Genomic DNA, 23,209 nt, shown 5'->3' with positions numbered 1-23,209 from the left:
CTTTATGACTCCTTTACCTTTATGACTCCTTTAGACTCCTTTACTATGGTTTAAAAAGTTATCACAGCATTTACGGTGGACAGTCCAATGGATTAGGTGGCGGTCTGGGTTTCCCGATCTCCAATCCGAGTCAAGCGGCACAGTCCGGTTTCCTCTCAAGTCCAGGAACCGAATTAGCTATTGGGGTTTTAAGTTTTGTTGCATTGGAGGCGACAACTGCTGCTTTGACCGCAACTGGATTTGGGGCTCCTCTGGCTATTCTTTCCCAAACAGCCGCAGCCGCAGCCGCAGCCGCAGCCGCAGCCGCAGCCGCAGCCGCTAGACTCGTTTCTATTGCCAACAAGGCAAGGAAAATTTTTAATAGATTCAAATCCAAAGATGAATTTCTTCTAAACACAAATGTAGTAATTTCCGATGGAAAAAAGTTTGTGGAATCAGGGCAAACAATTATAAAATCACGAATATCTGATCTAGAAATTAAAAATTTAGTTAAAAAAGGAAGAATAAGGGGAACCCCTAAGGCGGCTTTAAAAATTAAGGAAGTAGGGTTTCCAAATAGTGTGCATTCTCGAATAAATGCTCGCGCTGGACTTGCTCCTGGAAAATCGGGAAACTTTGCTGATGGAATAATTGGGGGAACCGCTCTTGAACGAGGATCAATTCTTGTTACTAGAGATAAGGTTTTTTTAGATTCAATCATTAATGCTGGTGGAAGGGCTATTAAACCATGATGTTTCAAGAAATTTCTTTGGGAAAGGAGCAAGGAATAGAGCTTAACGGATCATTTTTGTCTTTTTCTAAAGAAATTATTCGAGATAAATTGGGACGACGTTTAGATACTCTAAGAGTAACAAAAAATAGACAACCCTCAATTGTACTTCTAGATAGTATTGATGATAACCAATGCGTAGATAGTCCGCGAATATTTTGTGTTTTTTCGAAATTAAAGGAAGACAAAATAATTATTTTTGGGGGGAAAAAAGTTTATTGGCTTGATTTGGACGCAATGAAAATTTTAAGGGAATTCACTTTAGGGAGAGATGAAATAGATTCCGAATTTAGTAGTAGTAAAATCGTTGCAGTAGATAATGGGATTTTGGTGGTTTTAGAAGCGGAAGTTTTTTTAATTGACAATAATATGAAATTAGCATGGCATAGGAGAAAATTATATACTGATATTTTTAGCAAAATTGAAAATGGTTTTGCCTTTTTTATTTCAGATAGCAATAGAATGTTCAAACTTTCTTTAAGCGATGGCGACATTTTTCCTTAAGAATAGAAGTAAATGGATTTTTTATGTTTAAAGGATTTCCCCATATTGAAGAGCGCTAGTAATAGTCTGACAGTTGATCATTTTTGAGAAGAAAGTGGTCATTGGCCCTTGATTGGGTAAATTGTAAGTGTCTAACGCTTACGAACCTACTCGACAAGGAGAAACCAATGACCACCGTGAACAAGGTAGCACGAAGGAAACTGTCCATGCTAGAGCTGGCAGGTGAACTGGGCAATGTCAGTAAAGCGTGCAAGATCATGGGCTATTCCCGCACCCAGTTCTACGAGATACGCCGCAACTACCAGACCTATGGTGCTGAGGGTCTTATTGACCGTCTGCCTGGCGCTAAAAGCCCTCATCCCAACCGGGTCTCTGAGGAGATTGAGAAGGCGGTTCTGGACTATTCCCTGAAACATCCTTCTCATGGTTGCCTGCGGGTGGCCCAGGACCTGGTCCTTACCGGAATCAACGTTTCCTCGGGTGGTGTCCGGGGTGTGTGGAGTCGGCACAACCTGCTACAGAAACATCAACGCTTCTTAAGGCTGGAACAATCGATCAAGGGCAAGAAGATCGATCTGACCGAAGATCAGATACGCGCGTTAGAACGGTTCAGTCCGGAGTTCCGGGAACGTCATATCGAAACCCGGCACACTGGTGACCTGGTAGCCGTCGACACCTTCATGGTCGGGACCTTGAAAGGCGTAGGCCGTGTGTACCTCCAGTCTGTCATCGATTGCTACAGCCGGTATGCTTTCGGACGGCTCTACACCAGTAAGCTGCCGGTCACCGCAGTCCAGACGCTTAACAACGAGGTACTCCCGTTCTTTGAATCTCACGATGCCAGGATCGCGACCATCTTGAGTGACAATGGCAGAGAGTTCTGTGGACGAAAGGACCGCCACCCTTACGAACTGTTTTTGCAGTTAGAGCAGATAGAACACCGAACCACCAAGGTTCGGCGTCCGCAAAGTAACGGCTTTGTTGAACGCCTTCACAGAACCCTGCTTGACGAGCACTTCCGCATCATGGGAAGAAAGAAGTGGTACGAGTCCGTTGAGGAAATGCAGAAGGACCTCGACACCTACTTCATCCACTACAACACCAAGCGTCCTCATCAGGGCAGAAATATGAACGGCAGGACACCGGAAACCGTCTTCAAGGAAGGTCTTCCAAAACCAGATAAAATACAGGAGCAAAAACAAAAAAAGACAGCTAAAATAGCCGCATAAATCACATACCCAACAAGGGCCACTGTTCGGCAAATACTAGCTTTGTACACCTTTACCAATAACGTATTTCGGAAGCTTCCATAATTTGGGCACCTATTTCATCAAACTCCTTCCTATAAATTTCTCGGAAAACATTTTTGAAATGGATTGTTTCTCTAAAGTCATTAAATAATGGAAGCGTGAAAAATTCCGGTTCCTCATAACCACTATCACTTCTTTTCATATTTGAAGCCATATAGGTTCCAGCTTCCTCGAATTTGTCTAACAATATTAATTTGATAAAAATAAAATTTAGATTAGACGCTGTGTTGTTAGTTGAGTCGAGTAATTTAAAGCAGTCACTCATTTTTCCCATAGATCTTAAAGCGATGCATTTACAAAACACAAACCCCTTTTGTTCTATTTCCGTGCATTGGGACAAAATTTGTGTTGTTAATACAAAATCACATACCTTAATTACCAAATCCCATCTTTTGTCTTCCAGAAATTTATTTACCAACCGCCTGAGAAAGTGGTTCCCAACTTTTATTTTTTCATTGTCCTTCTCACACATTTTTCTAAAAATCAAATGTCCAATCTTAAAACTAATTTCGATGGAACTTATTGAGGCTTTTTCTATGTAATCCGTATTGATCTCAAGCTGCAATCCAGATTTGATCGTGCCCTTCTTTAAAACCTTATTTTCTCTGCATATATCTATATATCTGCTATTAACCACGCCACCATTGTGTACAAATAGATTTCTCCTTGCAGTCAGTTCCACAAATTCTGGCAGCATATTTAAATGCTCGATGATTTTGACGTTCATTTTATCTTCTATATATTTTATTTGACTTAAATGTGAATCCCGCAAAATCCTTTCAATTTCTTTTTCAATTTCCGATTCAACGTTTTTTTTTGAAGTTTTTAACTTTTCAACGTTCTCAAGTGATTCAGACCTATTCATACCCTGAATACTTTTTGGTCTGCAACTAAAAAAGGCTTTTAATATGTTTGTTATAAATATTTCAAACTTAGAAACCATCATTATCAGCAAATTTTGGTTCATCATGGTATAAGCATTTTCCCTTACCACCAATCCTCTCTGCGTTTTTATCCCTTCCCCAATTCTCCCAAGACTGGGAATAATTTTTTTCAAGTCTATTTTGTCATTTTTATTTACGATGCCCTCCATCATTTTTTTGTGTTTTTTTAGATCATCCCTGTACTTGCTAAGTAGTTTGTCATATTCCTTTTCCCTTTCTTTTAATTCCTGCCGATATTTAGGAATGACATTAAGGTTTATTTCTTCAATTGCTTCAATGTGTTCTATTAAGTTTTCTGCATGGACTAAAAATTCGAACTCCTTTAATGAGCTTTCTTCTTTTGGGGACCTTATTTCTTTGGGTTTTTCTTTTGGTTTTTTTGTGTTTTTCTTCATTTTAAATTCGCATCGGACACAGGACAATGAACCATTAAATTTTCATACTATGCCAGAAAAAAATTTCATTATGGGTAATTTTTTTTATTGGCCAGAGAGCCAGGCTAGGAATAATGTTTACTGGAGTTTAAAAACGAAACCACCATAAAATGGATAAAGTCTGTAACCCCTTCATAGAAATTAAGATGGAATTTGAACAAGTCTATAAGGATAAACTAATGCCGATTATATAACGTATAGAATAAGAACAATCTAAAATGGTGGTGCTTGAGAGACATGGGAAGGATTATTGTGTAAAACGCGGATTTGACCGCATAGAAAGGATGGGGGCACCTATGGGGGAAACTGATAAATTTTGAACACCATAACTCATTACTATTTAATTGCTTAGCAAAACTATTTGGTAGTCCCCGCTCACTTTATCTTCTTTTTTAAAGGGTTAATTGGGTTGGCTGCTAGTTAGTGGCACTATGTCCAATGAAGTGTCTTAAAGGTGGCCCAAATGAACGGTAACCCAAGATACACATTCCAAAGAAACTCGCTCTATTACTTTCGTTACACTCTTCCTCCCGATATCTATAAAGTTGTAGGCAAACGAGGCCAAAGGTATTCTCTTCGGAGGGGATTCCAAACAACCTGTATTACAGATCGAGCAAGGACTTCTTGGAGTCCAGTAAGAAACGGCTGATGGGAGATACGGCAAGAGAAGCCAACTCCACAAAGGTGAGGGATTTTAAGAAGGAAAATACCCACCTCAAAGAGTTTGTGGCCAAGATGGCCTTGAAGAATCGTTTCCTTAAAAGAGAACAAGGCTTGAATAAATTCAATAAAAACAAACCAGTATTATTAACAAAAACTCTTTCCGGCGCCAGTGATTGCGGTAAACTATATTAATAGAGGAGAGGTTTTTCTCTGTCTATTTTAAATGTGGTTACAGTACGCAGATAAGGGTCTCCCCTCGATGAAATTCAGAAATTCATTTGAAGGAGGACCTCATGATTACGACACAATCGAAGAGTTTCGAAAATTTCTGGGAGATCATTGAAAAAGAGATCCACCAACATCCCGTTATTATCTCAAACGTTTATTGCAAATGGTTCAAGAGAGGGGAGGCCAGTGAAGCCCAGATTGTTGACCTGTTTGAACAGTTTGCGGTGTTTTCCAAATGGTTTCTTCTTGCTCAAATGATGCGGATGCTGCAGGCCTCCGATCTGGAAGCAGAAATCCAGGCTCGCTACATTCTGGTGAATGAACTGGGGGTGGGAATCAGTCCGGATAGCGCAACCGAAAACCAGCTTTTTAAAACCTCCTGGGCTCATATCAACTGGCTTCGCGAAACAGCAAAACCTCTGCCATTGGATGCGACACAATTGGGAAGCTGGAATTCAGCATCTTTGGCCACTAGAAAATTTATTGAAGGACTGGAAAGGAATTACGGAAGCAAAGATGGTAACGTGGGTCATGGCGCCAGTTATGCTATTGAAACCTGGGCTTCCTGGGGAATTGGTGGAAGTGAGGCTGATGAAAACAATAATTTCTGGAAAGAACTGATTTCGGGCCTTGAGAAATGTAATTCGCGGAGACGGCAAAATAACCAGCCTGAAATTCCCCTGGATTTTTTTCTATTTCATTTCAATAGTGAAAAGCAACATGGAGATAACGTTTTCGATGAACTTCGGCATTCGTTTGATAAACCAGAGTTTCATTATGAAGAATTTCTTTTTGGAGCACGCAAGGCATTAGAGGCAATACATACTTTCTGGCTGGGTCTGAATAACGCCCGAAAACGAATAGTCAGGTGTTGAGAAACTGGCCAGCAGGATTTTAAATACGACGACCGATTTCCTCAGCCAAACGACGCATCCCTTGAGATGATTCGGAGACTACTGCGTCAATTACATGCATTTGTGTCTTGTCGGCTAGCGCACGATCCAATGCCTCTTCAAAATCCCCGACACACTCTGTCGTGGCTCCTTTCCCATATTGGAGAAGGTTGCAGACCTCTCCATAATTCCAGTTTTCGATATCGTTAAACGCACCATCCAGAATGACCCGCTCCGTTTCATAGCCTCCGTTGTTGATGATAATAACCACTGGGGTGAATCCCAGTTTTTTATAGGTTGAGAGTTCTGTTCCAGTCATTTGAAAAGCTCCGTCGCCAACTAAAATCACAAGCCTTACATTCGGTGAAGCACATTGAACACCCAGCCCGGCGGGCACAGCAAATCCCATGGTCGTGTAAAAGGCTGATGCAAAGAACGAGGAACGGTCCGGCACTTTAAGTTCGGCTGCAGCAAACAGACAGTCGCCCGTATCGCACACCACTGAAATCTGAGGGGTCATTCGGGTATTCAATATGTCAATGATTCCGGAGGTGGTCAGGGATGCCAGTGGATCCAGTTTCTTTTTGTCGTGGGACAAATTCCCGTTTTCTCCGGAAGGCTTTTTGCGTGAGCTTCCGGCCGAAGGGGTTTCCTGCAACCCGCGAGTGAGGCCGCGGATGAAATCACAGAGAGTGATGTGGGGAAACCGGTGATGCTTGATCGTGACTTCACCCTGATGGGCCCGGATCATTTTATTTGGGTTCAATCGCGCGGTGAACATACCAAGATTGATATCGGTAAACATCACACCCAACGTGACCAAAACATCTGCATTTTCGATGGTTTGGCGTACCGCCTCTCCCCCGACCTTTCCCTGATAAATACCGAGGTAAGATGGATGGCATTCGTCAATTACGGTTTTTCCCATTATGGTGGCCGCTACAGGAATTTTGGAATGCTCCACAAGTTGGAGCAGGTCCTCTTGGATACCGAATCGATGGATTTCCACTCCGGCAAGAATGGCTGGTGTTTTGGCGGACTTGAGTAAACTTACTGTTTCCGACAGTGCCTCATCGAGTGTTTCGGTATCGCTGGGTTCAAATGAGCAGAATGCTTCATAGTCAAAATGGAGGGGCATTTCTTTTTCAATCAGGTCTCTGGGAATTTCAAGATAACCGGGTTTCTTATTATTCCAGACCTTTTCAAGAACAAGGTCAATCTGTTTAAACGCAGTAGATAAATCATTTAGAGAAACGGCGCAGCAGGTGAAATTTTCAAATATTCTTTTCTGCGCCTCGTTTTGTCCGAAATTATGATGAATCAGTTGATTTTCCCGCCGTTCTCTAAGTCCAGGAGCACCGCTGATCACCAGAACCGGAGACGATTCCGCATTGGCACCGGCAATGGGGTTGACAGTGCTTAATGCGCCAACCCCGTGTGTGACCAGAACTATGCCGATGCCTTGATGTCGCCGGGCGAAACCGTCGGCTGCAAAGCCAGCTGTGTCTTCACGGGTTGTTCCGACAAATTGAATGCGCCCGTCTCCTTCAAGAAGTTTGCAGAATTTCAAACTGAAATCCCCCGGCACTCCGAAAATATGTGTTACGCCCATTTGGTGAAGCCTGTTGCACAGATAATTTCCTATGGTACAGGTCTCGACAGTTGTCGTCATGATGACCTCCAATTTTCATAAACCATTTCCCGCAGGGTTTTCTAAACTTTTCCTGGACATGTGATTTTATCCTGTTTCCTTATTTGCGATGATTCCCAAGGTGATTAATTCCTCATACTCTGCCAGGCACTGGGGATTTTCCAGCGAGGCCAGGTTTTCCGGATGTCGGCCTCGAAATAAATCCCGGAGTCCCAGTTCCACTTTCTTTCCATTCAAGGTCCGTGGGACATCATGGACAGCAAATATTTTATGAGGAACATGACGTGGACTGGCCTCTCGCCTGAGAGCTTGTCTGATTTTATCTTTAAATGATTTGCTCAAAACCTCACCTTTATCCAACACCACAAACAGGAAAATCTGGACATCGTTTTCTTCCTCAAAGCCAATGGCAATGCTGTCCAGCACCCCATCAAGGTGTTCCACCACACGATAAATCTCTGCGGTTCCTATCCTTACACCGCCAGGATTCAATGTCGCGTCGCTTCTTCCAAAAACAACAATTCCTCCATCATTGTTGATTTCAATGAAATCGCCATGAAGCCACACACCACGCACCTGGCTGAAATATGCATTCCGGTAATTCAGGTTTCCCGGATCATTCCAGAAAGCGACCGGCATGGAAGGCGCTGGCTGGCGGCAAGCCAGTTCCCCTTTCTGGTTAAAGCCAGGCAGGTGATCCTGATCCAGCGCAACCACATCCATGCCCAAGCCGCGGCATTGAATTTCTCCTGCGCGAACCGGTAGCATTGGATTTCCCAGAAAGAAGCAGGAGATGATATCCGTGCCTCCACAGATTGAAGCCAAATGAACATCCGACTTTACGTTTTGATAAACCCAGTAATAACTTTGCTCGCTCAGCGGAGACCCGGTCGATAAGATAGTCCGTAGGGTTTGGAGATTAGCCACCTTTTCAGGAATGAACGCCTGTTTCTCGTTGATGGAAAGAAATTTAGCGCTGGTCCCGAAAACGGTAATCCCGGCTTCATCAATAAATTTCCATAACGCCTGCAAAGAGGGGTAGGCCGGACTCCCTTCATACAGAACAATCGTAGATCCCTGGGCCAGAACGGATACAAGCCAGTTCCACATCATCCAGCCGCAGGTTGTGAAATAGAACACCACATCTTCAGGACCTATATCGGTATGGAGCGCATGTTCCTTATGATGTTGCAACAAAGTGCCGCCGGTACCGTGGACTATAGACTTGGGCAGGCCCGTGGTTCCGGAAGAATACATAACAAAAAGTGGATGATTGAAATCCACCGGCACAAATTGGAAACTGCTTTCCCCTCCTGTTTCAAGAAAATCACCCCATTCACACGCTCTGGGAATGGAAAGAAGGCTTGGATCAATGTTCGGGTTCAGGAATGGAATCACCACCAGATGTTCCAGTACCGGAATCTCTTTTAAAAGTGTCTTAAGGACTTCCAGTCGACCAATGGGTTTACCGTTATACAAGTAACCGTCCGTGGCAAAAAGGACTTTGGGTCGGATTTGGCCAAAGCGGTCGATCACCCCCTGGCTCCCAAAATCCGGTGAGCAGGATGACCAGACCGCACCTAGGGCTGCGGTAGCCAGCATGGCAATGAGCGTTTCCGGAATATTTGGAAGGTATCCTGCTACACGGTCTCCGCACTTAACACCCGCCTGGCGAAGGGACAGGGCACAATTTACGACCTGATCGGAGAGGTCCCCATAGGTTAGATTTGTCAGGGGCTGTCCTTCAACTTTACTAATTACTGCAGTCTTGTTCCGTGGACCCGAGAGCAGGTTTTCTGCAAAATTGAGGGTGGCCCCGGTGAACCATTGTGCGCCAGGCATATTTGTAGAGGAGAGTATTTGGTCTGGCGGACTGTGGAGGATGATCTGCGAGTACCGGAGATAGAAATTCCAGAAATCCTGAAGGTGTTCTACAGACCAAGCATAGAGGTCTTCATAGGAGTCAAGGGACAGGTTAAATTCCCGATTGACCGCTTCCATGAACCGGAACATTTGCGAGTTCCGGATTTGCCGTTTATCCGGTTGCCAGAGAGTTTCGTTCATAACATCTTCCTCCATTCAGGGAAGATGTGGGACCCAACCGCCGTTTACATTCGTTCTACAATCATGGCAATGGCTTCCCCCCCTCCAATACACAAGCCAGCCAAGCCTCGTTTCAAGTTTCTTTTTTCTAACGCATACAAAAGAGTCACCAGTATCCGGGCGCCGGTAGCCCCAATGGGATGTCCCAGTGCAATAGAACCTCCATGGATGTTTACCTTTTCCCCGTCAAGTCCCAGAAGGTCATTGACTGCCATAGAGATGCCAGCAAAGGCTTCGTTGATTTCGAACAGATCAATATCGTCCAGGCTTAAATCCGTTCGAGCGAGGACTTTTTGAATGGCACCGAAGGGAGCCAGACCAAAAGTGGCAGGAGATTGTGCATGGGTAGCGTAGGACACAATCCGTGCCATTGGGTCCAGCCCCCGTATCTCCTTACCAATGACCAAAGCGGCCGCGCCATCGTTTATTTTTGCGCTATTACCTTTGGTTAGCGTCCCTCCTTCCTTCTTGAACACAGGGTGCATGAAGGACAGTTGGTCCAGATCTTCTTCATAGGGTTGTTCGTCCTTTTCAATTGCCTGCTGCTTTCCTTTTTGATGGAGGGTGACAACTGCGATTTCCCGAGCGAAAGTCCCATCCTCCTGCGCCTCACGAGCCCTCAGATAACTGGTCCGGGCAAAATGGTCCTGTTTTTCCCGGGAAAAGCAGAACTGTTTGAGGACCTGTTCGCACAACTCGCCCATGTGCTGGTTCTCGTGAGGATCCCATAACCCGTCATGGATCATGCTGTCTACCATTTCCGTGTTTCCCAGCTTGTGACCTCGTCGCACTTGTGGAAGTAGAAAAGGGGAACAGCTCATATTCTCCATCCCGCCCGCTACCACGAATTCCGCTTCACCCAACCGGACAGCCTGATCAGCGAGCATTACTGCTTTGAGACCGGAAGCGCAGACTTTATTGATTGTCGTGGCCCCAATACTTTCAGGCAGTCCGCTTTTTAAGGCGGCCTGGCGGGCCGGGGCCTGCCCGATTCCGGCAGACACTACGTTGCCCATGAAAACTTCTGAGAATTGATCCGGCGAAATACTGCTGCGGCGCACCGCTTCCCTGATGGCGATGGCTCCGAGTTCCGGGGCAGAAACCGTTGCCAACCCACCATTAAACTTTCCAATTGGAGTGCGCACGGCTCCATAAATAAATGAGGCTTTTTGAAAATTTTCCATAGTTTGCCACCTTCCGCGACCTCACCGTCATTTTTTGACAATGGGCCGTTCTATCTGAAACAGGTCCCTGGTGCGAGTGTAATAATCGCCACCCATCCTGCCGACGTTATCAACCGCTTCCGGAGGCAATCCCTTTTTCCAGTCCATCTTCTCCAATGCTTTCGAAATCAGAATTTTTTTGACGTTTCCGAGAACAAGCGTCCCTACGCCCGCCCCCTCACCCAGTTTGACCGTCTGGTTCAGCTCGCAAACCAGTTGCACCGGGCTGTCTGCAATTAACCGGGGTTCTCCCGGACCACGGTCGACATAGTCCACACCTGCTTCCTGAAACTCATCCACTCCCGGTTCAAATGGTGCCGAGGTAACGTTGGCCTTGTCGGCTATAGGGAACGAAATACAGCCGACAATATAATTTTGCGTCGATTTGATGTTTCGGAGCGTATCTTTTTCCGAACCGTCCCGATTGTAAAAAACAGCATTGGATATGACCGGAGGATTCATGGAACAAATATTGTAATAACTGAAGGGAGAAAGGTTGTGTTGCCCATGTTCAGAAATGCTGGAAATCCAGGCGATGGGCCTCGGTTGGACGATTGAATTCATCAAATGATAAATTTCGACCCAGAACTCTTCTTCCGGCTTGATCGTATTGAATTCCACATGTCGTGTCATTGGGTTGATTCCTTCCAGCTGTCGGGATAGTCAGGGTCTTCCAATACAGTGCCTGCGGTGGTTAATAGGAGTGGGTCGAAAGTGTCAACCATCACCGCCTGTTCATCGGTTCTTTTTTGTCCAATAGAAGCCTCGTAAGTACCCGGGTGGGGGCCATGCGGAATACCGGCCGGGTGGAAACTGATAGAACCACGGTCGATGCCTTTGCGACTTGTAAATTTTCCGGAAACATATAAAAGCAACTCGTCACAATCTACAGAAGAATGGTAGAAAGGACAGGGGATAGCGTTTTCGTCGAAGTCGAGCACACGAGGAAGAAAGCTCATTACAGCAAACCCAGGCCCGGAAAATGTTAGGTGCGATGAAGGGGGCAAATGCACCCGCCCTGTTTTAGGTTGAATACGGTCCAGGCTCAACGCGACCGGATAAACACAGCCGTCCCAACCTTCCAGTTTAAAATAATTTTTTGAATAAAAGGTTTCAGTGAATATGCCCTGGCGCTTGCGGACGATCACCCGCTGTTCCTCATTTTCAAATAATGCATCATCCCAGCAGGGAGTTTTGAAACTCCTCTCGGAATAGGGTGCGTCCATTTTAAATTGGCCGGATTCATTGAGGAATTGTGGAGGTATCCCGATCCCGTGTAGGGCCTCGACGAACATCAACCTGGGTGATTTTTCGAAATTAAAACGGTATGGGCAGGATCGCGGAATAATCAGGTAATCGCCGGGAACAAGTTTTATACTCCCGAACAGGGACTGCAACTGGACTTCCCCCTCCATCAGGAAAAAAAGCTCATCTGCATCATTGTTTGAGAAAAAAGTAGGGGTGGATGTTTTGGGGCGGCACAACCCATACGTTAAATGATCGTTGAAAGCAAGCAGGACGCGGCCGGAAATTAAATTATTACACCCATCGAATTGATCGCTCCGGAAATGTCGCCTTTGGAGAACAGGTGCTTTTCTTTTTTCAACGGTGGGCCATTCAGCGTCCAGGAATGCCCGGGTACTGAATTCACCCGTTGGAGGATGGTGAAGATAGAGAATGGAGTAAGGGGCATCAAACCCTTTCCTGGTGAAACAGTATTCGTAAAGCAACTGGTCGCCAGTGCGGTGCACGGTGTGGTGCATCGAGGGAAGGTTGCCGAATTTACGATAACCAATCATGGAATCACGCTACCCAGTGTGTGAGTTTTCCGATAGATTCGATTTCGAGAGTTACCTGATCACCGGACTTTAGAAACCGGCCCAGTTCCAGGCCGCAGCCGCCACCCACCGTTCCGCTTGCCAGCACATCACCCGGATACAGCGTCTGGTGCTCCGAGGCAAAGGCGATCATTTGTTCAAAACTGAATTGGGAGGATCCACTGTTGCCATCACTCCAGAGTTCATCATTAACCCAGGCACGCATTTTAAGATTGCGAGAGTCCGGGATCTCATCTGGTGTGACAAGCCAGGGCCCCAGGCCGGTATTAAAGTCCTTCGCCTTTGCCGGCCCCAACCCAACCGGCATGATTTTTTCTTGAAGAGAGCGCGCGCTGAAATCATTGACGATGGTATACGCTCCAATAAAATGTGCCGCTTCTTTTTCTTTTATCCGATGACAGTGCTTTTTAATCACTATTGCGAGTTCGAGTTCGAAGTCCTTTTTCGTTTCCATTACAGGAAACTCTACCTGGCTCTGATCACCGCTGAAACAGCGAGGCGAACCGTTATACCAGACGGGGTATTCATACCATTCCGGAACCATTCCCAGACCCCGCTTTTGACGGCAGGTTTTAACATGCTCCTCGAAGGTATAGAAATCCAGAAAGGCGCCCGGGTTCTCCACTGGAGGCAATAAGGATAATTCCCCGAGAGCCCGCGGTTCCTGATCTACGATCCAATTCCACGTATCGCTGTTTTGACTCAAGGAACTCATAGCTTCTGTCGTGGTCATCCCCGGAAGAGGATAGACGCAATTATCCAGAAGAAGACCATGGCTCGCTTCCTGGGATTCTGTTATATATCGAAGCAGCCTCAACTTTGGACCTCCTGAAATTCAATAGCTTCGAAAAGCGCACGAAAATTACCCTCACCAAATCCATCGTGTCCTTCGCGCTGGATGATTTCATAAAAGAAAGGCCCCGCATCGTCTTCGTGATATAGCTGGGAAGCCTCTTTCAAAAAAATCTGTAATAGATAGTTTTCATTTTGACCATCCAGCAGGATGCGCTCTTTTCTTAAATCTTCAAGATTTTCCCTGATACTGGAAATCTGATTCTTCCGCATGCGCTCCGGCAGCAAATCATAATAGGCATCGGGAGTTTCCAAAAATTCGATTCCCTGCAAACGAAGACTATGGACTGAATCGATCAAATCCGGAACGGACAGGGCCACGTGCTGGATACCGGATCCGTGATTTTTTTCAATGAAGGTCTGGATCTGGGAATCGTTGAAATGCGGATGGAGAGGTTCGTTCACCGCAAACTTTAATTTTGAAACCGGGTCCCACATGACTCTGGACGAAAGCCCGGTGCCATGTTCACCTGAAGAGCTGTCTGGAGTGTGAAACGCAACCCGCCAGAATTCTTTCAGGTTCAGAACGTGTTCGAAAAAACTGCATATGGGAAATATCGTCCGGGTGTTGATTGTCATATGATCAATCCGCTGGAAGGGGGCCGAAAGGCCTTTTTCTATTCTGCAGGATTGGAACATTGGGATTTCATTTTCATCGCCATCAATTTCAATGAAACCGATTTCGAGAAATCCGATCGGTGTCGCAATACTGGTCATGCGATGACAACAATTAGCGGAATGTATTTCTTTCGGGTCGTGAATGAATGTGGCATCGTGCGCTCCCAGAAAATCCAAAGCCCGTTGCAGGCTCTCAACCTGGAGATTGACTTTACGAATGCCGGGAGAAAGTAATTTTAAAAAATCGGCGGAATAGCTGTGCGAAGAAAGTGGAGCGGATACGAGGACTTTAATATCGTTGGAACTGAAAATGATCCCTTTGCTGTTGAACTCATGTTCCCATTCCGGTGTAGACCGGTGCGATTCATGAAACCCCAGTTTGTTGACGTAAAACTCACGACTTCGATCAATATACTCGACAACAAATTCTATAGAATGAACTTTGACGATACCAGGCGATGATTCCGTTTCCATTTGGACCTCCTGACATTACTGGCCGCAAATTTCTATTGTTATTCGAATCGCCCCCCCCTTAGTTTTTCTCTCCTCACGTTTTCCTTTAAATATTAGATGTTATCCAAACTACTGAAGTTTCTCAGGCTGTCAAACCTTTCAGTTTTTCCTCTGGGGTTTTAAACTTTTCCCCTCTATTCAATGTACATCCAACTTGGGGTTCTGACCAAAATTCTTTTTTGAATTGAGGGGCCCTCACCCGACGGAAGGGCTTGAAACAGGGCCCGAAAATCCTGTTAACCTCTTTAAAAATAATCGTTAACAGGCTTTCCAATTTACCTGACAGAAATCCGGAAAATTCGAACAAATTTTGCGATAAATTTTTTAATATTTTGCTCTGAGTTGAAAAAAAAAAATTCGAAACGTGCCAGCCTGGGAAGAGGTTTAGGTTTTCCCGCCAGCCGACTGCAAGGTCGTGGCAGTCGGCCATTTCCCTAGTTCAGTAAATTCGAGTTTACCATTGATATCTGGGTGACCTTAATAGACCTGCTTTAAAAGGCATTTTCTCAAACTTATTAACCGGCACAAAATTCACGACAGGTTATGGAACCCATTTCACATGGAACGACCTATATTAGTTCATAAGGAAGATCAAGCTGCCAACACCTGCTGGAAACGAAGGGATATCCATGCCGAAGGAGGAACAATGCGAACCATCATAGAGCCTTTTCGAATTAAAATGACCGAGCCGCTTCCGAAAATCCAAGGTCGCTTAACGCAATGTTGAACTTTTATAAGGTGGAATATAGAATCAATGTGTCTCTAATTTAAATCACAATACGGACAGATTCATCTGACGACGTATAGTGGGTCATAACAATAAACCTTAGATTCAACTAGTAAAATTTTGGGGTTTTATGTTTTCTTACAATAGCGTTTCTTTTCATGGGTACTTTTTCCCGATAGAACCTTGTAACATTTTATCGTTAGTAAGCAAAATTACTGATCTTGGAAAGAAAACTTTTGGGGCAACATTGGGGGCATCTGATAATATTTGAATGCAATAACCTCATACCTTGTAATAAGTTGTGGGGTTGATTTGGTAGTCCCCGCCCCATTTTCACTATATAAGGCTTACCGCTTTAGCGGCAGGCCTTTTTATTTTGAAGCGATGGGTTCTGCCAGATTCTTTTCTGTCTGGTGGAAATAAATTATGGTGGGGTTGAGAATTTAAAATTCGCCTGAAAACTTTTGAATGGGTACTATCTCTACAAAATTTGAAATAAATATTTTCTGTCCATTGCTAACTTCTTACTGATTTGTCCATAGTTTAAGCTGCTTCAGCACAATCTACAACTTCAACTGGCAGTTGTGGCTGGAGAAAGTCTTCTGGCAGGCCAGCATCTCCAGGATTAAAACCATCAATATTGGGTCCTTCCAGTATATCTCCAGGATTAAATTCCTCAGCCAGGCCAGCGCGATAGGGTCCCTCCCAAACATTATAAATTTCAGTATTATTAAAATAGTAGGTTTCTTGTCCTGTCAGCCTGATGCCAAGAAAGTTTCCTCCCTCGTCATATAGGTTGTTTTTGTAATAACTATGTGCCGGATATGCCATAGGTTGAATTCCACCAAATTGTTCTGGCCCAAAAATGGGTATTGGATTGTGCACCAATAACTGTTTTTCAGAGACAAAATAATTATGAGCTCCTTCGACTTCAAAGTTATGAACTTTGAAGGCCCCTTTCCGTTGCTCAATGCGGGAAATTTTGTGTGGGTTGCCTTTAAGGGATTTCAGCAGATTTCCTTCCTTAAGTTTCCCGGCAACGACCCAGCCTTTGCCTTCCACCCAAAAGGGATGGTTGGCTGTGGTCTCGATCGCAACATCTCCAATGTGAAGCACGATCAGGTTTTGGGTGGTACGCGAGGTGACCTCGGTTACCTGCCGGATCACGATCTCTCCTGTTTTTTCATCGTAAGCTTTGACCCGCATGCCCTTCCTGATTTTGGAGATGGCAACAGGGCCGTTTTCTGACTGGACCAGAGAGTCACCCGTGAAAGAATTGGCACATGAACAACCACCGCACTCATTCACAGATTCTGCTTCTTGTTCTGAGACAGCTTCCCCCGCATCTTCCGCGGAGACTTCTCCCGCCTCTTCCGCTGCGGTATCACCGGCAACATCTGCCGTCACATCAGCGGTGGCATCGACGGTCACATCTCCCAGTATTTCAGCATCCAGTTCCGCCAGCCCCGGTGTAGCCGCCCCTTCCGTTACAACATCGGCCGCGACTTCCGCCGCCACCAGCGCGACACCCACCGCAACCATGGCGACTTGCTTGATGTGCTTTTTAATAAAGTGTCCGGCTTTTTTAATACCTTTCCAGATCTTCTTGAATACGCCATGGCCGGTAGGGTCCGCAAATGTTACCGGATTGTTAAGGGCAAACGCATACCGATTAAAAGCATCCTGAGTGAACACCTTACCTCCCAGGCGAGTGTCCGCCGTCAGGAACCGACCAATGACTGGATTGTAGTACCGGGCGGAAAAATAATAAAGGTTGGCTTGTTCGTCCAACTCTTTCCCATTGAACTTGGGCCGAAAATGATTGTCATTGGCGTCGGGACGGAAAATTTCGCCATAAGGTTTGTAGAAAACCCGGGAGACCTGTTCTCCGTTATGGTTCGTGACTAGTGCTACACTGCCCACCTGATTCTTATGAAAATGAAAAATCGTACCGGGCTGGGGGACCCCGACAGGGGGATCGGCTTCGCCGGAATCATTGACCGTAAACGCAACGAGTTTTCCGCCTGGTCCCATCAGATACTTTGTGTGCTGAACGGTACCTGAAAACACCGAGATTTCATAGAATGGCGCTGGGTAAAACGTTGTGACGGATGCTGACTCCTGAATAATGCGGCTACCGGTATAGTCGTAAGTGTACTTTTTTGCGTCCCCTGCGCCTTCCAGTTTTTTCAACTGGTTTTTGACGTCGTAGGTCAGTTCGAGCGTCTGGTCGATGGTCTTGTTTTTAAAATGCTCCATGTTGCCGTTGTCATCATAAGAAGCGATATAATTATGTCCGCCGGTATCCTGCCTGAACTGGTTGCCGGTATACTCAAAGTCGAGACCATCCTTACGTATGATATTTCCGGACCAGTCGTACTCGAAAGAAAGCTTGTTGTATTGGCCGGGAGCGTTGGCAGTGATGAGACGATTGTTTTCATAGATCAAATGCTGGCTGAAGTTTTCTTTGCTTGTCCCATTATTTCCACAAAGACTGTTGGCGTCAGTGAAATTGCAGTCGAACAGATCGGTAACGTTGTTTAGCCGGTCCCATTCATAAATGGTATTTAGTAAAGAACTGTCAGGGGAACTGATGAATTGTTCACGTATGTTGCCCATGGGGTAATACCAGAGCTTTTCGGTGATACGATTGGAACTTGTCGTGTTCTGTGGTTGGCCAAGGGCATTAAAGTTCGAGTAAGTGATGGCAGGCGCAGGGCTGACATCGTTTCCGTTGTACTGAATATCCTTGAGATTTCCACCACCGGTAGAATATCTGCTTTCCACGAATGTTCCATCGTCGAACTGGTATCGCGTCATCCGGCCTTTGGGATTGTATCTCATCTTAAAAGTATGATGACGGTTTGCACTTGAATTGGATATCTGACTGATTTTTGGAATATCCACTTTAATGGCATTTTGTTTGCCGTAGGGCGTGTAGCCGTAAGTTTTGGATGATTCCTTGTTGCCGTCCTTATCCTGGATTTCAGCGTGGACTAAACGACCTAAAGTATTTTTGAATTGGTCCGAATCTTTCACGACATCCAATGTGTATCCAACGGTTTTGGTGATTTCCGATTGCGCGTTTTCCCAGGCTTCGCGCTTCAACCGGTTCAGGTTGTCGTATTCAAGGTGGATGGTCTGTCCTTTTGCATCCTTTGTATGGCCAAGAGTTCCCCGTGGGGTATAAAAGAACCGGGTTACTCCCATGTTGGTTTCTTCCAACGTTGTTTTTCGGCCTAGAGAATCGAAGGTGACCTTATTAATTACTCCATTGGGCAGGGTAACCCGGGAGGGTTGCGCCAAGGGAGTATAGTCATACTTTGTAACGGATTCAGGGGCATCATTAATTTCCATTGACACAGTTCTTCGTTGTGAATTGAAGAAACTGAAAACAGTGGATTTGATATAACGTGGGTTGTCATTACTGTCCGGGTTGCCCTCGCTATTGGCAGTGGTAACGATAGTGTTGCCTGCCTGATAGCTCCACGTATTTTTCGTAACACTTTTTTCGCCAGAAGCGTTTACATAAGGTGTCTTGATCCATTTACTCCGCCCCTGGGAATCGTAATCCTTTTCAATCCAGTATTTTTCTGGTGCTCCTTCAAAGTAGGGAAGCGTCTGTTTCCAGGGCAGGTTCTGGGCCTTGTAAAGTTTTTCCGTAATGATCCATTGGCCATCGTCTCCTTTGGCGGTTGTTTTGTAATCTCGTTTCAGACCGTCATAGTAGACCTTGGAAACATGCCAGTTTTCCATATCACCATCGTTCCAGGTTTCGCGGGTTTTGATCTTTTGTGAATAACCTGATGGGGTGCCGTTGTCGTTTTGGGTATATTTCCTTTCCATATGTGACAAGGTGAGCACAGAAGAGCCTTTTTCAGGCCCGGAAAGATAAGTGTAATTATTGGTGCTCAGGCAATTGATGTCCGGCTGGATTGCTCCATATTCAGACCCGGGCATGGGACCTTGAGTATCTTCAACCCGGCCGTAACTGTCCAGACAGACGGTTGACGTCTTTCCATTCACGTCTGTAACGGCGACCCGACTGCCAAACCGGGCATCGTAGGCGTAACTTTCAGTCAATTTAAAACTCGCGTTTTCACCGGGATCAGGGGGCGGTGAGGTTTTTACAAGAGGGAATGTATTGAAGGTGCTTTCATAGGTCAGGTGAGTATCTGTATGAGGGATCAATCTGGCCGGATTGCCCGACATTTGATCCTGGCGGACCAAATTTCCATAAACAGAGTCGTAAGTCATTTTGGAACCCAGCCACATGTTGTTCTGGTTGTCCCACGCCAGGGAGGTAGACCGGTTCATAGTCCCGGTGTCGTACGTATTTTGTTTAAAACTCAGGTCTGACTTATTATTGAATTTGTAAGTTTCCCAGGCGCTTTGATCTTCAGGACAAGTGGGGTTCGTTGAAATTTTCTGATACAGGAGAAAGCCGTTTTGCCAATTCGTTTCATCATTCTGGTAGAAACTGCACGTTGATACAAAATGACTGGATTGATTAATATCACCATAATCCGAAATCTGGGTTTGATTGCCAAACCTGTCGTAGGCAAAGGAGGAGAGCTGTTTATAGCCAAAACCAAAATCCTCTTTTGATTTGGTCGTTACTTCCACTCGGGCAACTTTAGTGGCGTTGTCACATTCCTGATGGTCCAGGGTGTCCACGCATTTGTAGTAAAACTGGGTTCTGGTCAACAGGTTTTTGGGAGTATCGACGCAAGGGGAGGTGTCCGACAGATTTTGCGTATCCTGATTGCACAGCAGGTTTTGATCGACCAGCGTCTTGAACTGAAAATTAAAATCAGGGAAATCTCTTTTGTAGACGGTTGTGTTTTTTGAGCCCAGTTGTGGGTCTGCTTTGGTGCGCGCGCGGAACCCCAGGTTGCCCAGACCACTCAAACTGGTGGTGGCATTTTCATAAAAATAGGAGTAGTCGTAAGTGTTTCCTTGCCCGTCACTCACGTGAGATGCGGAAACCACGTATTGGCTGTCTTCGACTTTTTGGATGGGATAGTCGGGTAGTTGTCCTGAAAACCGGTAGACCGACTGGTCCGTCAAGGGTTTGTAGTCGATTCGGGTGATGCCGCCGATACCGTTATCGACCGCGACTACCTTTTGCAAGGGAGAAATCCCCTGCATACAAGTCAAAATGTCAGATGCATTCTCCGTAGTACCATTAGCTGCGCAATAATCCCCTTTTCCATTTCCTGTGACGTCCTGGATGGTTTGTGGATAGTTTTTGTTTTGCAGGTTGGGGGAGGGTGAAGCGTTGGCCCCATATGTGCCAATGCCCATCATTGCGCAGGATAGATAATATGGATAGCCAACAACGCGGCAGTAATCAACCAGGCCATCTCCATTCATGTCGGTAAATATTCGTGGAAAACCATCTTCAATGGAATAACCGAAATCAAAAGAGCGATCAGCAGGCCCTGGATAGAGGATTTCGATCGGGTCTGTCACATTACCGTAAGAGTCTCTCGTGCTTCCAAAGGAATCTTCCTGGGCCAATGCGCATTTGAGACTCTTGTTGCCTTTGGAATCTTTTACAGTCCGGCAAAAGTCAGACCGACCATCGCCATTGACATCGCCAAAATTCCAGGGGTTGTCCTCTCCCTTTTCACCCAGGCTGAACTTGACACCCGCTTTTGATTTCATTACGGGGGATTCAAATCCGGAGTCTTCAAATCCACTTTGGAGAGCCAGGGCACAGGCCACTCGTTTGTTGTTGTCTTTGTCGATGACCCTGCAATAATCGGCGCGGCCATCTCCGTTAACATCAGTAAATGCTTGTGGACGGTCATTGCTACCAAAAACAAATTTCTTGTTTTCCGGGCTTTGGAATTGATTCCAGGCAAAGCCTTGTGAGGTCGCGATTTCACAACTGAGAATTTTGTCTTCATTGTTCCTGCAATAATCGGCTCGGCCATCACCGTTTACATCGAAAAACCCGCGCGGTTCCTTATTACTGGAACTGGTATAAAGGTCATCATCAGGTGTTTTAAATTTTCCGTCGCTAAAACCGGATTCCGTTGCAAGAGCACAGGAAAGCTGTGAATAGCCATTGCCCTTATCTATAAAACGGCAAAAATCATCGCGGCCATCGCCGTTAACGTCTACCAGTTCCCCAGGGGTATCCCAAACACCAAAATCAACAACAGAGCTGCTTGAAGATGGCCAGTAAGGTTGACTAAACTCATCCTTTCCGCCCAAAGCGCAGGACAAGGATCGAGTTGCGTCGCCAACTGCACGGCAAAAATCAACATGCCCATCGCCATTGACATCGCCAAACAGCCGAGGATATTGGATTTTCGCCTTTTTGTCAGAGGGGTAACCCATGTCTGAGACGGTCAAACTTGAATCAGAATAGGAGCCGAAAGAAGATGTTCCCTCATCCCAATGAAGTGTGACAGGTGGCAGGCAAACATCGTTCGCATCGCATTCCTCTATCTGGCGAACGATACTGGTCCCATAATTCAGGTTTTCCTCGTAGCTCAATTTATAACGGGTGGCGATTCTTGTGCCGGGAGTCTCGCAATTTGAATCTGGACTATCGAGATTTTTCGATTCTGAAATGCAGGTGACAATTTCCTTAAGCAGGGCATTGGTTTCCACCCATCCACCATCATCATCTCCCTGAGATGGATAGGAATTCCTGATGTACTTGAATTGCACCATCCTCTTGAAATCGGTTGTTGAGTTCTGATGCCCTGTGTAATAGATAAATTCAGGATAATATTGCCCGGGGCTGTCGATATTTTCTCCAGTATCCATATCCGGCGGAGAACCTGTGTACTTAATAAAATAATAGTTTCCGTTTCGATCGGTGACAGAATTGAGCGCCCAGATGCGGACCCCTTTGCCCTGAGAATTCATCACCCTCGAGCCATTTGAACCAGCGGTTCCATATTGTAAATAGGTGCCATCTTTCAGCCACACATCGAAAGATGCGGGGCCACTGCCTGCTTTACTACGGGCAACAATTTTCCGGAAGGTGTCACGCTCAGTTCTGTATTCAGAACCGTCGGCTCCATAGTTCCCTGAGATGACTTTCAACCGGCCATCGTTCACTCCATTGCCATCCAGGCAAAACCGATCATCTTCATCATAATTCAGAGTTCCCTTGAAACCATCCTGGGCAAGGGTGGCCGGGCATCTTCTGATCTCGGACAAACCATTCAAAAATAATCCCAACCCTAAATATCCATTATCGCTATCACTGTCATAAACTATTTCCAGCTCCGGCTGCATACCGCGGGTACCGGGGGGAACTCTGAGTGGCAGGGAAAATGTGCTGGACCCGGTTGTTCCGGCGGAGAACTCGGGAGTTGGGAGGGTCTGTTTCTTAGCCTGGCTTTGCTGGAAAGTCGATTTCGCCAGGAGGGCGTTGGTTGGAACGATCAAAAAGAGCAGGGAAGTGAACAGAAAAACAAATAAATTATAATTCCTGGAAGGAAGGACTTTCTGGAAAAAGCGGCACATCGTCTAGGCTCCTGAAGAAGGCAAAAATCAACGGGCAGCGAAATCGAAAGCAGATACTATACCCTTTTTCTAATCGGATATCCAAACTTTCTAAATTTTTAGGATTGCCTCCTGCAAATAACAAAAAACCAAAAAAAAATAAATATCCCGGACATAAATGTTGCAAGCAGGATTGCCAATTTGGCCTGTTCCACCCATTGCGTATTGTCGGGAAAGGCCAGATTGGATACAAAGATGGACATCGCGAATCCTATTCCCGCAAGAAAACCCACACCGATGATTTCCTTAAATGAAACCCCTTCCGGCAATTCTCCTGACTGGGGCAAGCCAAGGAACTGACTCCCGAATAAGAATAAACAGAACAATAAGGAAAAATGAAAGTTAAACTTTTTTTCATTTTCTTATCCCTGAATAAATTCACTTAAATCTATTTTACTATGGCAGC

General features: G+C 45.6%; 15 protein-coding genes. 4 read left to right on the top strand and 11 right to left on the bottom strand.

What is annotated here, in order from left to right; genetic code table 11:
* Positions 1-130 precede the first annotated feature (130 nt).
* The gene (locus G3M70_06890) at positions 131-739 is read right to left on the bottom strand and encodes a hypothetical protein (protein ID QPJ61626.1); all 609 of its coding nucleotides are present in this window, start codon (positions 737-739) and stop codon (positions 131-133) included.
* On the opposite strand from G3M70_06890, the gene G3M70_06885 reads away from it, so the two are divergent.
* Both G3M70_06885 and G3M70_06880 read left to right on the top strand, forming a co-directional pair.
* Positions 728-1,273 carry a hypothetical protein gene (locus G3M70_06885; GenBank protein ID QPJ61625.1) on the top strand — a complete coding sequence of 182 codons (546 nt, stop codon included), beginning with the start codon at positions 728-730 and terminating at the stop codon, positions 1,271-1,273. The two genes, G3M70_06890 and G3M70_06885, sit on opposite strands and share 12 nt — an antisense overlap.
* A gap of 167 nt (positions 1,274-1,440) precedes the next feature.
* On the top strand, positions 1,441-2,502 hold the full coding sequence (locus tag G3M70_06880; protein QPJ61624.1) for an IS481 family transposase: 1,062 nt from the start codon (positions 1,441-1,443) through the stop codon (positions 2,500-2,502).
* Positions 2,503-2,554: 52 nt separating this feature from the next.
* Here the strand turns inward: G3M70_06880 and G3M70_06875 are convergent, their stop codons facing one another.
* Positions 2,555-3,922, bottom strand: coding sequence for a hypothetical protein (locus tag G3M70_06875; protein ID QPJ61623.1), 1,368 nt, complete (start codon positions 3,920-3,922; stop codon positions 2,555-2,557).
* Positions 3,923-4,609: 687 nt separating this feature from the next.
* Between G3M70_06875 and G3M70_06870 the strand changes: the two genes are divergently transcribed.
* On the top strand, positions 4,610-4,816 hold the full coding sequence (locus G3M70_06870; protein ID QPJ61622.1) for a hypothetical protein: 207 nt from the start codon (positions 4,610-4,612) through the stop codon (positions 4,814-4,816).
* A gap of 101 nt (positions 4,817-4,917) precedes the next feature.
* Complete coding sequence (locus tag G3M70_06865; GenBank protein ID QPJ61621.1) at positions 4,918-5,727, top strand: hypothetical protein; 810 nt, start codon at positions 4,918-4,920, stop codon at positions 5,725-5,727.
* Positions 5,728-5,746: 19 nt separating this feature from the next.
* On the opposite strand, the gene G3M70_06860 is transcribed toward G3M70_06865, so the two are convergent.
* From G3M70_06860 to G3M70_06820, 9 genes are all read right to left on the bottom strand, one after another.
* Complete coding sequence (locus tag G3M70_06860; GenBank protein ID QPJ61620.1) at positions 5,747-7,417, bottom strand: alpha-keto acid decarboxylase family protein; 1,671 nt, start codon at positions 7,415-7,417, stop codon at positions 5,747-5,749.
* Positions 7,418-7,483: 66 nt separating this feature from the next.
* On the bottom strand, positions 7,484-9,460 hold the full coding sequence (locus tag G3M70_06855; GenBank protein QPJ61619.1) for an acetoacetate--CoA ligase: 1,977 nt from the start codon (positions 9,458-9,460) through the stop codon (positions 7,484-7,486).
* 44 nt (positions 9,461-9,504) lie between these two features.
* On the bottom strand, positions 9,505-10,683 hold the full coding sequence (locus G3M70_06850; GenBank protein ID QPJ61618.1) for an acetyl-CoA C-acyltransferase: 1,179 nt from the start codon (positions 10,681-10,683) through the stop codon (positions 9,505-9,507).
* Positions 10,684-10,710: 27 nt separating this feature from the next.
* A complete protein-coding gene (locus G3M70_06845; GenBank protein ID QPJ61617.1) occupies positions 10,711-11,355 on the bottom strand; it encodes a flavin reductase family protein in 645 nt (214 codons plus the stop codon).
* Positions 11,352-12,521, bottom strand: a complete 1,170-nt coding sequence (locus tag G3M70_06840; GenBank protein ID QPJ61616.1) for a homogentisate 1,2-dioxygenase — start codon at positions 12,519-12,521, stop codon at positions 11,352-11,354. Before G3M70_06840 ends, G3M70_06845 begins: the two co-directional genes overlap by 4 nt.
* Before the next feature lie 4 nt (positions 12,522-12,525).
* Positions 12,526-13,377 carry a fumarylacetoacetate hydrolase family protein gene (locus G3M70_06835; protein QPJ61615.1) on the bottom strand — a complete coding sequence of 284 codons (852 nt, stop codon included), beginning with the start codon at positions 13,375-13,377 and terminating at the stop codon, positions 12,526-12,528.
* Positions 13,374-14,504: a 4-hydroxyphenylpyruvate dioxygenase gene (locus G3M70_06830; protein QPJ61614.1), complete on the bottom strand. Its 1,131-nt coding sequence runs from the start codon at positions 14,502-14,504 to the stop codon at positions 13,374-13,376. Before G3M70_06830 ends, G3M70_06835 begins: the two co-directional genes overlap by 4 nt.
* Positions 14,505-15,813: 1,309 nt before the next feature.
* Positions 15,814-22,764 (bottom strand): hypothetical protein, encoded by a 6,951-nt coding sequence (locus G3M70_06825; protein QPJ61613.1) that lies wholly within the window; start codon positions 22,762-22,764, stop codon positions 15,814-15,816.
* Between the two features lie 98 nt (positions 22,765-22,862).
* Positions 22,863-23,090, bottom strand: a complete 228-nt coding sequence (locus G3M70_06820; GenBank protein QPJ61612.1) for a Na+/H+ antiporter NhaA — start codon at positions 23,088-23,090, stop codon at positions 22,863-22,865.
* Positions 23,091-23,209: the final 119 nt, after the last annotated feature.

The organism is Candidatus Nitronauta litoralis (genome assembly GCA_015698285.1).
GTDB classification, from domain to species: Bacteria; Nitrospinota; Nitrospinia; order Nitrospinales; family Nitrospinaceae; genus Nitronauta; species Nitronauta litoralis.
Note: the sequence above shows the minus strand (reverse complement) of the source record. Positions and strands in the feature narration are given on the sequence as shown.

Coding starts and splice junctions, on each gene's coding strand:
- G3M70_06885 (QPJ61625.1), top strand. CDS start 728: ATGATGTTTCAAGAAATTTCTTTGGGAAAGGAGCAAGGAATAGAGCTT.
- G3M70_06880 (QPJ61624.1), top strand. CDS start 1,441: ATGACCACCGTGAACAAGGTAGCACGAAGGAAACTGTCCATGCTAGAG.
- G3M70_06875 (QPJ61623.1), bottom strand. CDS start 3,922: ATGAAGAAAAACACAAAAAAACCAAAAGAAAAACCCAAAGAAATAAGG.
- G3M70_06870 (QPJ61622.1), top strand. CDS start 4,610: ATGGGAGATACGGCAAGAGAAGCCAACTCCACAAAGGTGAGGGATTTT.
- G3M70_06865 (QPJ61621.1), top strand. CDS start 4,918: ATGATTACGACACAATCGAAGAGTTTCGAAAATTTCTGGGAGATCATT.
- G3M70_06860 (QPJ61620.1), bottom strand. CDS start 7,417: ATGACGACAACTGTCGAGACCTGTACCATAGGAAATTATCTGTGCAAC.
- G3M70_06855 (QPJ61619.1), bottom strand. CDS start 9,460: ATGAACGAAACTCTCTGGCAACCGGATAAACGGCAAATCCGGAACTCG.
- G3M70_06850 (QPJ61618.1), bottom strand. CDS start 10,683: ATGGAAAATTTTCAAAAAGCCTCATTTATTTATGGAGCCGTGCGCACT.
- G3M70_06845 (QPJ61617.1), bottom strand. CDS start 11,355: ATGACACGACATGTGGAATTCAATACGATCAAGCCGGAAGAAGAGTTC.
- G3M70_06840 (QPJ61616.1), bottom strand. CDS start 12,521: ATGATTGGTTATCGTAAATTCGGCAACCTTCCCTCGATGCACCACACC.
- G3M70_06830 (QPJ61614.1), bottom strand. CDS start 14,504: ATGGAAACGGAATCATCGCCTGGTATCGTCAAAGTTCATTCTATAGAA.
- G3M70_06825 (QPJ61613.1), bottom strand. CDS start 22,764: ATGTGCCGCTTTTTCCAGAAAGTCCTTCCTTCCAGGAATTATAATTTA.